This is a genomic window from Gardnerella sp. KA00771, from assembly GCF_049244045.1.
In the GTDB taxonomy this organism is placed as follows: domain Bacteria; phylum Actinomycetota; class Actinomycetes; order Actinomycetales; family Bifidobacteriaceae; genus Bifidobacterium; species Bifidobacterium swidsinskii.
Map to the genome: position 1 here is coordinate 268,519 of NZ_CP058368.1, position 14,250 is coordinate 282,768.

The following is a 14,250-nucleotide window of genomic DNA, read 5'->3' on the forward strand; positions in this document are numbered from 1 at the left end:
TGAATCGTATAGTAGCTAGATTTAACTTATGTGCATACCAGATTCAGGATTACTGCTTGTAGATAAGCCTCAGGGCGTTACAAGTCACGATATTGTTGCATGCGCTCGTCATTTGTTGCATACAAAGCGAGTTGGGCACGCAGGAACGCTTGATCCTATGGCAACAGGATTGCTAATCATAGGTTTTGGCAATGCAACGCGACTTTTAAATTATATGTTGGGGCACAATAAAACCTATGAAGCAGTAATCCGCTTAGGAGAAGCAACTACTACTGATGACGCAGAAGGTGAGATTCTTCCGGATAATGCATTAAATATAGGTCCGGGGGTTCATGTCGATAATGACGACACGTCTTTTGAAAAGTCACTGTCTTTTGAGCGAATTAAGCAAGTTGTTAGCGAAAATTTAGTAGGCAAAATTATGCAAGCTCCTACTGCTTTTTCTGCTATTAAAATTAATGGTCAACGAGCTTATGATTTAGCGCGCGAAGGAAAATCAGTAGAGATTGCTCCTCGAGAGATATTTGTTAGTGATTTTTCAGTAAGTAATCCTCGAATTACTAGGGGAGTGAGTGGGAAACTCGTATGCGATATATCCACAAAAGTTTCTTGCAGTAGTGGAACATATATTCGCGCTTTAGCTCGCGATTTAGGTCGCTTACTGGGAGTTGGTGGACATCTTACTCAGCTTCGTCGCACGAGCGTTGGTGATTTTTCAGTTACTGATTCGCGTGTTCTTAAACTCCGCGCTCAAATGCGAGAATTTACTGATCGCAATGGAGTATTGCAGCATCGCTCAAAAGCAGTTCCTGGTGACGATTTTGACGCAAATAATATGCTTCCTAAAATTTGCTTAAATATGATGGATGCAGCTTCGCATTCGCTTCCAACTTTAAGCATTGATGAAAATCAAGCTAAAGACTTGCGTTTTGGACGCTGGATTGAGCTTAAATCTGCCATAAATTACGAAAATTATCCTGCAATAGCGTACGTTCCAAACGCAAATACTGCGGAATGTGACGTTGTTGCAGTAGTTGAATTGACAAAAAATATAAAAAGTAATCAAATCAAACCAATTGTGGTATTTCCGGCAAGCGAGAAGACTGGTAAACTAGATAAGTATTTAAAATAACGAATTGCGTAATTTGCGTAGTTTGCTTGAGTAATGCTTGAACGCGGATAGTAAGGATATCATGAAGGTCATCGACATTCGACCAGATGCCAACGGCATGATTAATTGGCCAACGTTAAGTGCGGAGCGTAAAGCGGTTGTTACCATTGGCGTATTCGACGGTATGCACAAAGGTCATCGCGAGGTTATTCGTCGTACTGTGGATCTTGCGCATCGTCATGGAGCGTTTTCAGTGGTGATCATGTTTGACCCGCGTCCAAGCGTAGTACATGCTAATCCTGATTTATACGATGATTTTGGCGACGTTAATTCTAAACTTCCGGACGATCCGGATGCTCTTACAAGCGTGCGTCAACGTTTGCGTGTGATGTCGCAGTTGGATGTTGATCATGTTGTGATTGTGCGCTACAGTCTTGCTTTTGCTGCAAAATCATACCGTTTCTTCTTAGGTCAGCTCGTTGGAAAGCTTGGTATGCGAGCATTAGTTCTTGGCTCTGATGCTGCACTTGGTGCTCGTCGTGCTGGTGATATCAAAGCAATTCGCGAGTTGTCTCAGGCAACTGGAGTTTTTGAGCTTATTGAAGTAGAGGATTTGGGTCCAGACGACGTTCGCGTGCCTGATCCTATTGTTCGTGAGGTTCCACAGGAGCCTGGAGACCCTAAAGATCCTTCTGATGGCATGAATAAAGCTGAATATCGTGCTTGGAGCAAGAGCATGCCAAATAAGAAAGTGCGTGCTTGGAGTTCTACAAATGTGCGCTGGATGTTGGCTACTGGTCGAGTCAAAGAAGCGCGTGAAATTTTGGATCAGCCGCATCGCGTTGAAGGAACAGTAGTTCATGGAGACGAGCGTGGGCGCGAGATTGGATTCCCAACAGTAAATCTTGGCGAAAAAATTGAAGGCTATGTGCCAGTTGATGGCGTGTATGCAGGATGGGTTGTTGATTTAGATGCTGACAATAAGAACGATGTCAGACCATCGAAAAATGCTGTTCCAGATGTGAGTGTTTTGCGTCGTGACGAGCTTCATTTAGGCGTTCATTCTCCGTGGCGTTGGCCTGCTGCGATTTCTATTGGAACTAAGCCAACATTTAATAAAGATGGCGAAGAAGATGCAGAGCGCACTGTTGAAGCTTACGGATTGTTCGATGATTGGAAAGATTTGTACGGACATCGCGTTTGCATCGAGTTTGCTAGTTTCTTGCGCCCGCAGCAGACTTTTGATTCAGTTGACGCGTTAAAAGATATGCTCAAAGCTAATGTTGAGCAAGTGCGCGAGATTACAGATGCTGAAGCTGAAGTCTGATTTTGATATTTGCTTAGCTGCGTTTAATTGCGTTTAATTGCGCTTAATTGCGCTTAGTTGCGCTTAGTTGCGTTTAACTTATAGCCCAAGTGCTTTTAAAGTTGTGTTTGCGAAAGCATAAAATATACTTATGATAAACGCAGCAATCAATCTTGAGCAAAGTGAAACATATAATCGCGCGTTTGGAGCTATTGTTGGTCTTGCTATAGGCGATGCGCTTGGAATGCCAACTCAAAGCATGAGCGCTCAAAGCATACGCCGTTTTTATGGCGGTCCAATTACAAGATTAATGGACGCTGTAAGTCAGCAGCCAATCGCGCCAAATATGAAAGCAGGTTCTGTAACAGATGATACGGAGCAAGCTTTTTTACTTGCTGAACGCATAATCGCAGATAATGGCAATATTGACAACAACAAGTATGCGCAAAATCTTCTAGATTGGGAAGATGCAATGCGCGAAAAAGGCTCCTTGGATTTGCTAGGACCGTCAACTAAGTCAGCTTTAAAAGCGCTTGTAAATGGAGTAAGTCCTGAAGAAACAGGCAAATTTGGCACAACTAATGGTGGTGCAATGCGCGCGACACCAATTGGCATTGCTTTCAAACCAGGTGAATCGCTTGCTAAGGCAGCCAGAAAATCATGCTTAATTACTCACAATACGACTCAAGGAATTGAATCTACAACACTCGTTGCTGTGGCAGTAAGTTTAGGTATTGAAGGTTGTGAAAATCCGCTTAAAGAAGCAATAAAATTCGTAAAATCGCTTCCAAAATATGGTAATTGGAGCGCAAAAGCAAGCGTTATAAGTAGGGTCGAATTTTTCACTAAAAAAGCTGAGGAGTTGAGTTGCTTATCTGCAAGTGACGATGATTTTGCTGAAATGTTGCAAAATGATTGTGGTACAAGTGTTGAAGCTAATGAATCCGTAGCTGCAGCTTTCGCAATTGCAACTCGCTTTGCAAATGAACCAACCAAAGCTGCGTGTTTTGCAGCATCGATTGGCGGAGATACCGATACGATTGCTGCAATGTGTTCTGCAATGTTGGGTTCAAAATACGGTCTGCAAGTATTCGATACAAAAATACGAGAACGCGTTTTAGAGAATTTGCGAATTGAACACTGCTACGACGTAGAAAAGATGGTGTATGCTTTGTGCTTAATGAGAAAAAATTAGAAGATTGAGAAAAGTAGAGAATATGCTGCATAGTAGCTTTTAGAGGCGATTGCAATGTACAAATCAAACATAAGCTTGAATGAAAAAGCAAGTTTGGTCGTGCCGCAAGTAATCTCACTTGGTCAAATTATCGTAGATGTAACTATGAAAGTTAATTCCGTTCCTAAACCAGGTGAAGACATATTTGCAAACTCGTATAGTATGAGCGCTGGTGCAAGTTACAACATGCTATTTGCTGCAAGTCAAATGGGAGCTAAAGCGCAATGGGCTGGCGTTTTGGGTGAAGGATATTTTGCAAATATTATTTCTAAAGCTTTAAACGAAGCACATATTTCGCATATTGGCACAAAAAATTCCATGCTTGATTCAGGATTTTGCATAGCTCTTACGGATAAAAGCGCAGAGCGAACTTTTATATCTACTAAAGGTGCGGAAACTAGTGGTGACGAGCATGCTTTTGACTTAGTAAACCCAAATCCGCAAGATGTTGTGTACATTAGCGGATACACGTTTGTAAGTCCTATAAAGCGCGCGCTTTTGCGGTTTATGCTAAGAACAAGCGGTTTGTGCGGTTTAGGTAGTAGTGCTTTAGAGAGTTCTTTTGATAAACACAAGCGCCGGTTTACAGCGATTTTTGATGCGTCTCCAATGATTGCAAATATTTCAGATGAAGATTTAAAAGCCTTGATTGACTACGCGCCAATTTGGTTGTGTAATGCTAGAGAAGCTGAGATTTTAGCAAAAAGGCTTAACGCTTGGAATGATGCTAAATGCAACGAATGTGCTAGTGACGGTGTTAGCGAAGTAGCTAGCGAAGGTGCTAGTGAAGATGCTATTTGCGCAACTAATAATCAACTTACAAAATACAAAATCGAGCGTTTACAGCGTGTGTTAAAAGCTCCGCTCATCGTTCATGCAGGATCTTGCGGAGCTTGGGTGTGTGATTTAGGCAAAGAAGCCGAGCATATTAAAGGTTTTCAAGTAAAAGCAGTAGATACAAATGGAGCTGGAGATGCGCATACTGGCGTACTTGCGGCTTGCATAGGCTACAAAATGACGCTTAAGCAAGCAGTTTTGTATGCGAACGCTGCGGCAGCCATTGCTGTTACCAAATACGGGCCTGCAACGTGCCCTACGAAAAAGGAGATAGAAGATTTTATTAAAACAAATGTTTATTAACACCAACATTTGTTAACTTTTCTTACGTTGTGCAAAGACAAGCAAATCAACCTAAAAAAGAAACTAGGTGAAACAATGAGTAAAGTTAAAGTAGATGAAGCTAAAGCTCAACAAACCCAAAGTTCCTTAAGCATTGAGGAACAAGGCATAGACACAATCAGTGAAAGCGAGCGTAAAGGAACGCCGGCAAGCTTATTCTGGCCGTGGTTTGCAGCAAATATTTCAGTATTTGCCATGTCGTACGGAGCGTGGGCATTAGGTTTTGCAATATCCTTCTGGCAAGCAACATTAATGACAATAATCGGCGTAATCGTATCATTCTTGCTGGTTGGGGTAATCTCAATAGCCGGCAAACGCGGAAACGCTCCAACAATGGTATTGACTCGCGCAACGTTCGGCGTACGTGGAGCAAACATTCCAGCAGCACTAAGTTGGATTGCAACGCTCGGATGGGAGATTTCGCTAGCAATAACTGCCGTTCTTGCAATGGCAACAGCCGCAGAAAAGATCGGCTGGGGTAGTGGCACGAGTGTTAAAATCGTGAGCACAATCATCGTAGTTGGATTAATTGTAATTGTTGGAATTTACGGCTACGACTTAATTATGAAGTGCCAGCAAGTTATAACAATTGTAACGGGAATAATCACTCTTGGATTCTTCGTACTAGGTTGGGGACACATAAACTTTGCTGCGATTGGTCAAATTCCAAACGGATCTCTTCCTGCAATGCTCGGTTGCTGCTTCTTCGTTATGACTGGCTTCGGCATAGGCTGGGTTAATGTTGCGGCTGATTACTCTAGATACTTGCCTAGAAAATCTTCAAATAGCGGAATCGTTTTTTGGACTACTTTTGGAGCGTCAATTGCAAACGTGTTCCTAATTTTCTACGGTCTTCTACTCGCAGCTTCTAATATGAAATTAGCTCAAAACGTTGGAAACGACCCGATTGGAGCAATTGCTGCAATCTTGCCAGCGTGGTATTTGATTCCGTATACGATTGTAGCGGTTCTAGGACTTATGTCTGGAGCAATTATGGACAATTATTCAAATGGTCTCGCGCTGCTATCTTTTGGAATACGTATTCCTCGAACTGTTGCAGCAATTATTACTGCAATTCTAACTACTCTTGGCGTTGTTTATGTCACGTTCTTCTCCGACACATTTATTGGACCATTCCAAGGCTTCTTAACGACTTTGGGAGTGCCGATGGCTGTTTGGGCTGGAATGTTTACTACGGATGTGCTTGTTCGCAAAAAAGATTATTGCACTGAGGACTTGTATAAGCCGGAAGGTCGCTACGGTGCTTGGAATGTTAAAGCTTTTGCGATTCTTTGCGTTGGAACGATTGTTGGATGGGGTTTGGTCGTAAACTCTGCAGCGAAATGGCTTACATGGCAAGGTTATTTGCTTTGGCTTGTTGGCGGAAAATCAAGTAGCTGGGCTGGTGCAAACTTGGGCGTAATAGTTGCGCTACTAATCGGCTTAATTGGCTCTTTAATTTTCCAGCGTAAAGATATTGCTAAGCAAGAAGCGGATTTGCCAACAAGCGAAGTAGGTTTGCAGACAAGCGAAATTGCAGAATAAAAATAAAAATGAAAAAGGATATTCGTATGAAAGGATATTCAAATGATTAAAGAAGACGAATGGTTAGTGGTAATCGACAGACAGCGCGTTTTTTGCGAAAGTGAGTGGTCGACTTGGGCGTGCGCAGATCACACTTACGATTCAACAACCGAAGCTTTTACAAAACTTGCAAAAGCCTATGGTAATCGAGTAATTTACACGCGCTATGTAGCACCGCTTAAGCCAGAAAACGCTTGGGTTGACTATTTTAAAGATTGGCCACAATTCCTCGTAAAACCTGACGACCCAATGTATGACTTCACTCCAGAAACAGCAGAACTTGCGGAAGGTCACACTGTAGTTACTTGCGAAACTTTTGGAAAGTGGGGTACGAAGCTTAAAGCTGCATTAGGCGAATGTCACAAAATAACAATTTGCGGAGTCGCAACAGATTGTTGCGTACTAACAACCGCTTTAGCTGCAGCAGATAATGGCGTTGCTGTGCGTATCGCAGAAGATGCTTGTGCAGGAAGCACGCCAGAAAATCATAAGCTAGCTCTTAAAACTATGGAGCTTTTTACGCCGCTTATAACAGTGTGCAGCACAAGCGAAATCCTTTAAAGTAGTAGCACTTGGGCATTTGCTTAGCTTATAGCCCAAGTGCTTTCAACGCTTCTCGCACTGTGCTAACTTCAATAATTTCTAATCCTGGAATATTAACGTTTTTCCGCATATGGCAAACTATTGCGCGCTTATATCCTATTCGCGCAGCCTCACGCAATCGCGGCTCTATTCTTGGCACTGGGCGAACTTGACCAGTTAAGCTCATTTCGCCAATTGCGCAAGTTTTAGGAGTTACTGCTTTCCCGGCAGCAGCGCTAGCTAAAGCTGCTACGATTGCTAAGTCGCAAGACGGCTCTTTTGCCAACGCTCCTGCAATAGTAGATACGTACAAATCTTTTGCAAGCAAATTAACGCGTCCGTGACGATACAAAACTGCTGTAAGCATTGCAAGACGGTTAGAATCAACACCAGAAACTGCACGGCGAGGAGTGGGCAGGGCTGATTGCGTTACAAGTGCTTGTATTTCAATCGGCAGGCTTCTGTGTCCTTCAAGTGTAAAAGTGACGCAAGTTCCGTCGTTTGTGCCATCTTGCGCATTTTTACCTTGATTATCGTTTTCTGTAGAAGACAAAAACAGTCCGGAAGGATCTGGCACTTCCTCAATTCCTTCACCGCTCATATCGAAGCAGCCAACTTCGTCTGTAGGTCCAAAGCGATTCTTTACGGCTCTTAGCATGCGTAGCGCTGTTTGTGTATCGCCTTCAAATTGACATACTGTGTCAACTAAATGCTCAAGCGTCCGCGGTCCTGCTATTGAACCATCTTTTGTAACGTGCCCAACTAAAAGTATCGGAATATTGTTAGCTTTAGCAACGTCGATAAGTGCGCTCGCAACTTCTCTAACTTGTGTAGAACCGCCTGTAATACCATCTACTTCTTGTGCGGAAATCGTTTGCGCAGAATCGACAATGGCAAGCGTAGGGTGATGCGTTTCAATAAGATCCAGCACAGTGTCAAGATCGCCTGTTGTTGCAAGTAATAAATAATCGTTTACAGCGTTAATTCTAGACGCGCGCAATTTAACTTGCGCTGCTGATTCCTCGCCGGAAATATACAATACCGGGGGAGTGTTGCTTTCTTTTGATTGCTTAGATACGTAAGCTGCTGTTTTTAGAAGTAGTGTTGATTTTCCGATACCTGGCTCTCCTGCTATAAGAGTTACGGAGCCTGGCACAAGTCCTCCGCCTAATACGCGATCGAATTCGCTAAAACCAGTGTGGATGCGCATTGTGTCGTCTGCTTGAATTTCGCTAATTGGTTGCGCGGATGTTGCTGAATCGAGAGTTGAATGTGCGCTATTGCGATTAGAAGTAGTTATGCTATCTGGTGAATATGCGCGCGGTGTACGTGTTGTACGAGATAATCCGCTAACTCGCGCTTCTCTAAACTCGTTCACTGTGCCCCATTCGCCACATTCAGGGCAGCGACCGTACCATTTTGAGCCGCTCCAACCGCATTCAGAGCATAAATAGTGAAGAGTAGATTTACTAGCCATATCTCGACGCTATACGCTTTATTAGACAATCATATTTTGTATTTGTTTTTGATTGTAAAGCGCTTTTGCGTACTAAAAGCGTCATCGCGATGTGACATAATGCAAGTATGTCGAAATCGAATGCTTCAAGTATGAATGCTTCAAAGATGGGTGCGTTGAATATGAATTCCTCAAGTGTCAATAATTCATCACACAGCAAGTTATTAGTTGTGTTGACTTCAGCTGCAGTAATTGTGGTTTTGGCTCTAATTTCAGCATTTATGTGGCCAGGTTGGGCATTAAATCACGAAAACGTTGCGAGCAAAAATCATATGGTAATGCCTAAAACGCCTTCTATACCATCGAAACCTTTGCCAGCATCTTCTACGGCATTGCTTAAGGCTATGCCAGATAGCGTACTTGATTTCGCTCGTGTTGACGCTATACCTAGTGCAACTTGGACTGAATCGTCGCCTTTGGAGGAATATTCTGTTAAGTACTCAACTGGTCAGCCAGATGGGGAAGTGTCTGTAACTGTTGCTCAATGGTCGAATCGCGATTCTGCAAACAAACAGTATGAGGCGTTAGTTGATGGACTTAAGGGTTCTGATATCGCAAGTGGAAAAATTCAAGTTTCTGGCAAGACTTCCGGTAGCTATGTGTTGCGAAATGATGAAAATGATAAATCACAGGCTAGTGCATTGTGGCAGAACGATACCGCTGTTTTTGAAGTGAACGGCGCAAAGCAAGCAGTAGAGCGTTTTTATCACAGATTCCCAATGTAAATTGTTGTAAAAAATGATGTTCTTTGTAATATCACTCCACAAAGTCGTTAAAACGGTGTAACATTAGGCAAGTTGCACACTTTACATAGGAATGGAGGCTTCAGATGGGTTCTGTCATCAAGAAGCGCCGCAAGCGGATGAGCAAGAAGAAGCACCGCAAACTGCTGCGTAAGACTCGTCACCAGCGCAAGTAATTTTCTTGCTATGCGTTGATGCGTGTCTGAACGTTTAGGCACGTAAGACTTTTTTTGAAGCGTCGGTTTTCCCGGCGCTTTTTATTTATTTATATATTTCGCGGATTGTCTTGCAAATATTCGTGTGGTAGAGATTTGAGATTTTTCGCACTGAGCGCGGCGAACGTCAGAGCCTCAGGCTGCTGATTCGCCAAGCGAAGAAGAAAAATCGAAAAATCTCTGCGATAAGGCACGGTTATTAACGATTAAACACGCAGAGTTTGGGGGATTTCTTTACGAGCACTAAAAGAGGACTGCGCATTGACTTGCCGGAGCGCTTAAAGCGTAGTGCGCGGAGGCACTTCAATGCGGAAACTCGCTTAAGTTGGAAGTCCAGTGGACTTCCAACGCGAGTTTCGCAAGCGAGCGTAATAAAACGCGAGCTTATCGTTAAAAAAGTTTAAGAATAGAGCGACGAAGGAACGCTCGCGCGGTCTAGGTGCGCTCGCTACTGAGCTTGCGTTGAAAGCACACCGTGCTTTCAACTTGAGCAAGCTCACGCTCCGAGTTGCTTTCGCGCGCACAATGCTGCGCTCAAGCAGGTCGTAGCGCATGCGAGGAGAGAAATCCCCCAAAACTCGCGCCACACCAAACAAAAACTCGCGCAACAGTAATAAAAAAGTAGAGCCCGTGTTTACGGACTCTACTTTCGTTTTATTTAGTTGCGATTAGTTTCGCTACTTATTTGGGTTGGTAAGCGTGCGAGGGCCGTTAGGATCGCCGACGATCACGGTGTCAACCATGTTCAAGAACAAGCCGTGTTCCACAACGCCAACAGTTTCAATCAAATCCTTCGCCAACTCCTGTGGATGCTCAATGCGCTCCATATGCAAATCAACCACGAAGTTGTTCTCGTCGGTACGAACTTCTTTGCCGTCTGCATCAAGACGTAAAACTGGCTTATATCCGCGCTTTTCGAACTTACGAATCACTTGCGCGGAGCCGAATGGAATCACCTCAACAGGAAGTGGGAACTTGCCAATCGTGTCGACTACCTTGCTTGCGTCAACAATCCACACAATGCGGTCAGAGTTAATAGCCACAATCTTTTCCCAAAGAAGAGCTGCGCCGCCGCCTTTAATTCCGTTGAAATTCTTGTCAACTTCGTCGGAGCCGTCGATTGTAACGTCAATGTGATCCACTTCGTTAATGTCGAGAATCTTAATGCCGTAGCCTTCTGCTTGCTCTTGTGTGCGACGAGAAGTGGTAACTCCCGTAAAGCTCAAGCCTTCTTCCTGAACTCTGCGGCCAAGCTCGTCAACCAAGAAGCGCACTGTAGAGCCGGTGCCAAGGCCAACCATCATTCCATTCTTTACAATCTTTGCGGCTTCAATGCCTGCTGCTTTTTTAAGCGCATCTTGTTGTGCTTTATCCATTATCCCTGCTTTCTTGTTTTTGTTATTCCCGAGTTCGCCGATGAACTTCCATCGCTATTTGCGGGAGAGGCTTTGTGTTTTTATGCGTGCCTCATTTTCGTACATTTCCATATTAGTCTGCGTGCAGATTTTTAGGGCTATGTGCATTTTAATTGTGCCTTCATTCATTCACGGGATATTCGTGTGGTAGAGATTTGAGATTTTTTGCACTGATTGGATGCTTGCACGTTCATGAAGTTTTGCAGTTGCGCTCTGCAGACGTTGAGTATTTATTGCTTAGAGAACACTAGCGTCATTGCTACTGCATGGTGCCACACCAGGCACTCATACCACACCACAGAACGCTAGCGGTTTTATTAGTAGTGGGAGATAGGAATTGCTTGGTCGAGCAATATAAAAGCGGAACGATAGTAATAATCTTGTTGATGAATACTATTTTTGCAGAAAAAGTAAGTAAAAAACTAAACTTAACTATGCAACCGCTAAGCTCAAATAAGGTATAAGAGCGGAGCGCTGCGAGACAAGTAATTCCTATCTCACACAGCCACTTCAGAAATCCGCCAGCCAAACACCACACTAAACGAATTGCAAAAAATAGCTATGAAAGGTAGAAGGCGGTTGGAGATAAATGCAAGGTGCCGTCTGGTTCTACGTAGCCGTTTACGTTGATTGTGCCGGAAATAAAGCGCGCCTCGCCGTTAAAACTTGGGCTTGTGTTTGGTGGTGGAGTAAATTGCAGCACGCCAGAAACACTTAATCCTTGAACTGGTTTAGATGCAGTTTGCGTAACATTTTGCTTTGTTTTTGGAACTTCTTGAACAATAGTTATAGCGTCTTGCTGGTGTGCATCTTGCTGGTGTACATTTTGTTTATTTTCTATTGATAGTGCATCTTTTTCGCTATTTTCTAACGTTTCACGCTTTGTTTCACGCGCTTGTTCGCGCGCTGATTCATTTGCAGATTCAGTTAGATCACTAGTGTTTTTACTATTTTGTGCAGAAAAATCAGGATTAATATCTTCGCCAACTGTGCGTTCAAGATGGTATTTTGCATGAGAAATTTTGCCGTCTAAAAGCATTTTCGCATCACTTGGCACATTCGTACCTTTTGCATATTCAGAAGCAAGAAGCGACTTCCAGCCTTCTAAAGGCAAGTATCCGTCCTTCAAACCATTTCGGCAATCTTCCGCATATCCGCGCGCTAATGTATCAACTTTTTCGTTTCCTTCGTTTCCTGCGTGACCCTTAACCCACACGAATTTTACGGCGCCTTCGCGCTTAGTAATTTCCGCGTCGATTGCTCGAATCAGCTCGGCATTTTTAACAGGTTCATTTTTAGAGTTTTTCCAACCGTTCTTTTTCCATCCGTGAATCCACGTAGTTGCGCAGTTAATAGCGTATTGTGAATCACTTTCGATTGTGAGCGGCTCTCTTCCAGGATGTGCTCGTAAAGCTTCCAAAACCGCGCATAATTCGCCAATTTGATTTGTGCCATTAGTTGCGCCTCCAGCATCTGCATTGCCTGTGTGATGATGTTCGTTAGAGCTACCAGACTCGTCAATGTGATCTGCCCACGCCCAACCCATTGAACCATTCGGGTTTCCGAGCGCGGAACCGTCTGTTGAAACAACAATCATGACAAAACCTTTCAAAAATGCGCCGACTGCAGATTGCAACCAGCGCAATTAGTAGATTTCTTTATTTACGCAAGATTATTACGTTACGCTAAAGCCTTGTCGACTACAGCAGTAGCTTCCTCAAGCACCTTGTCAAGTGCTTCTGGAGAAACGAAGGATTCTGCGTAAACCTTGTAAATATTCTCGGTACCAGATGGGCGAGCAGCGAACCAGTTGTTCTTAGTCGTCACCTTCAAGCCACCAATCTTTGCGCCGTTTCCAGGAGCTTCCGTAAGCTTTGCGGTAATATCCTCACCAGCAAGCTTGGTTGCTTCAACGTCGTCGCCGCTCAAAGCTGCAAACTTCTGCTTTTGCTCAAGTGTTGTTGGGGTATCGACGCGCTTATACCAGCTTTCGCCAAAACGAGCTACCTGATCCTGGTGAAGCTGAGCTGGGTTCTTGCCAGTCTTTGCAGTAATTTCCGCAGCGAGTAAATCAGGAATCAAGCCATCCTTATCGGTGGTCCACACGCGACCATCTTTGCGCAAGAAGCTCATGCCGGAGCTTTCCTCGCCGCCGAAAGCAACTTCGCCGCTAAAGAGTGGGTCAACGAACCACTTGAATCCAACTGGAACTTCCACAAGCTTTGCGTTAATAGAAGCAGCTACGCGGTCGATCAAGGAAGAAGACACAAGCGTCTTGCCGATAGCAGTATTCTTTGGCCAATCCGGGCGAGCGCCGCCGAACAAGTACTCCACGCACACCGCGATGTAATGGTTCGGGTTCATAACGCCCCAGTTCGGGCACACAATACCGTGACGGTCAGCATCTGGATCGGTGCCGCCAACCAAATCGTACTTATCCCAAGCGCCAGCGTTAAGCTGATCAACTAAGCCCTTCATTGCGTAAGGGGAGCTTGGATCCATACGAATCTTGCCATCGTGGTCAATAGTCATGAATCTCCAAGTTGGGTCAACTTCTGGACGCACAACGCCAATGTTCAGGCCATACTTTTCGTTCATAAGTGGCCAGTAGTTTACGCTTGCGCCGCCGAGTGGGTCAATTCCCAAACGCACGCCGCTGGAACGAATCACGTCGAAGTCGATTACGTTTGCCAAATCGCTAACGTAGTGTTCGCGGTAATCGAATCCTTCAACCAAATCAGACTTGATTGCTTCCTCGAAAGGTACGCGCTTTACAGACTTGTAGTTGTCGAGCAATTCATTTGCTCGAGCTGCAATTGCGTTAGTTACTTCTGCAGGGGCAGGACCGCCTGTTACAGGATCGTACTTAAAACCGCCGTCGGTTGGTGGGTTGTGCGAAGGAGTGACGACAATGCCGTCAGCCAAGCCGTCGCCGCTAAAACGCTGAGTGCCGTCGGCTGCGCGATTATGCGTCAAAATAGCTTGGGATACAACAGGAGTTGGCACGAAATCGCCGCGAGAATCCACGCGAACGTGAACTCCGTTAGCAACCAAAACCTCAATAGCGGTCTTTTGAGCAGGCTCAGAAAGAGCATGCGTATCGCGACCAATATAAAGAGGGCCAGTTACGCCAGCTTTTTTGCGATATTCAGCAATAGCTTGTGTAATTGCCACAATATGAGCTTCGTTAAACGAAGTTTTTAAAGCAGAACCACGGTGACCGGACGTGCCGAAAATCACGCGCTGTTCTGGAATGTTGGAATTTGGAACTTCATCATAGTAAGCGCCAACCAAAGCGTCGACGTCGACTAGATCTTCTGGGGTGGCGGGCATTCCCGCATTTTTTGCTACCATAATTTTTTATT

The 14,250-nt window shown here is 44.4% G+C and carries 12 protein-coding genes; 8 read left to right on the forward strand and 4 right to left on the reverse strand.

Annotation, left to right across the window (positions count from 1 at the left end):
- The first annotated feature begins 28 nt into the window (after window positions 1-28).
- The 6 genes from truB to HXT57_RS01305 all read left to right on the forward strand — a co-directional run bounded on the left by truB (window position 29) and on the right by HXT57_RS01305 (window position 6,975).
- Window positions 29-1,132, forward strand: a complete 1,104-nt coding sequence (gene truB / locus HXT57_RS01280; RefSeq protein WP_415692888.1) for a tRNA pseudouridine(55) synthase TruB — start codon at window positions 29-31, stop codon at window positions 1,130-1,132.
- A 61-nt stretch (window positions 1,133-1,193) separates the two neighbouring features.
- Window positions 1,194-2,438, forward strand: coding sequence for a bifunctional riboflavin kinase/FMN adenylyltransferase (gene ribF / locus HXT57_RS01285; RefSeq protein WP_421783616.1), 1,245 nt, complete (start codon window positions 1,194-1,196; stop codon window positions 2,436-2,438).
- 130 nt (window positions 2,439-2,568) lie between these two features.
- Complete coding sequence (locus HXT57_RS01290; RefSeq protein WP_004109618.1) at window positions 2,569-3,612, forward strand: ADP-ribosylglycohydrolase family protein; 1,044 nt, start codon at window positions 2,569-2,571, stop codon at window positions 3,610-3,612.
- 54 nt (window positions 3,613-3,666) lie between these two features.
- Entirely contained in the window at window positions 3,667-4,791 is a 1,125-nt protein-coding gene (locus HXT57_RS01295) for a PfkB family carbohydrate kinase (protein WP_116773820.1), read from the forward strand.
- 75 nt (window positions 4,792-4,866) lie between these two features.
- Complete coding sequence (locus HXT57_RS01300) at window positions 4,867-6,375, forward strand: purine-cytosine permease family protein (RefSeq protein WP_116773819.1); 1,509 nt, start codon at window positions 4,867-4,869, stop codon at window positions 6,373-6,375.
- Window positions 6,376-6,417: 42 nt separating this feature from the next.
- Window positions 6,418-6,975: a cysteine hydrolase gene (locus HXT57_RS01305; RefSeq protein WP_064621690.1), complete on the forward strand. Its 558-nt coding sequence runs from the start codon at window positions 6,418-6,420 to the stop codon at window positions 6,973-6,975.
- Between the two features lie 28 nt (window positions 6,976-7,003).
- Here HXT57_RS01305 and radA read toward each other — a convergent pair whose 3' ends face one another.
- On the reverse strand, window positions 7,004-8,473 hold the full coding sequence (radA, locus tag HXT57_RS01310; protein ID WP_102703353.1) for a DNA repair protein RadA: 1,470 nt from the start codon (window positions 8,471-8,473) through the stop codon (window positions 7,004-7,006).
- 107 nt (window positions 8,474-8,580) lie between these two features.
- Between radA and HXT57_RS01315 the strand changes: the two genes are divergently transcribed.
- Together HXT57_RS01315 and HXT57_RS01320 are read left to right on the forward strand one after the other, a co-directional pair.
- Window positions 8,581-9,237: a hypothetical protein gene (locus HXT57_RS01315; protein ID WP_004109607.1), complete on the forward strand. Its 657-nt coding sequence runs from the start codon at window positions 8,581-8,583 to the stop codon at window positions 9,235-9,237.
- A gap of 104 nt (window positions 9,238-9,341) precedes the next feature.
- Complete coding sequence (locus HXT57_RS01320; protein WP_004268639.1) at window positions 9,342-9,431, forward strand: 30S ribosomal protein bS22; 90 nt, start codon at window positions 9,342-9,344, stop codon at window positions 9,429-9,431.
- 716 nt (window positions 9,432-10,147) lie between these two features.
- Here HXT57_RS01320 and rpiA read toward each other — a convergent pair.
- The 3 genes from rpiA to pgm form a co-directional block, all read right to left on the reverse strand.
- Window positions 10,148-10,846 carry a ribose-5-phosphate isomerase RpiA gene (gene rpiA, locus HXT57_RS01325; RefSeq protein WP_004110197.1) on the reverse strand — a complete coding sequence of 233 codons (699 nt, stop codon included), beginning with the start codon at window positions 10,844-10,846 and terminating at the stop codon, window positions 10,148-10,150.
- Between the two features lie 598 nt (window positions 10,847-11,444).
- On the reverse strand, window positions 11,445-12,530 hold the full coding sequence (locus tag HXT57_RS01330; protein WP_004110200.1) for a ribonuclease H family protein: 1,086 nt from the start codon (window positions 12,528-12,530) through the stop codon (window positions 11,445-11,447).
- 35 nt (window positions 12,531-12,565) lie between these two features.
- The gene (gene pgm / locus HXT57_RS01335) at window positions 12,566-14,239 is read right to left on the reverse strand and encodes a phosphoglucomutase (alpha-D-glucose-1,6-bisphosphate-dependent) (RefSeq protein WP_004574076.1); all 1,674 of its coding nucleotides are present in this window, start codon (window positions 14,237-14,239) and stop codon (window positions 12,566-12,568) included.
- Window positions 14,240-14,250 lie beyond the last annotated feature (11 nt).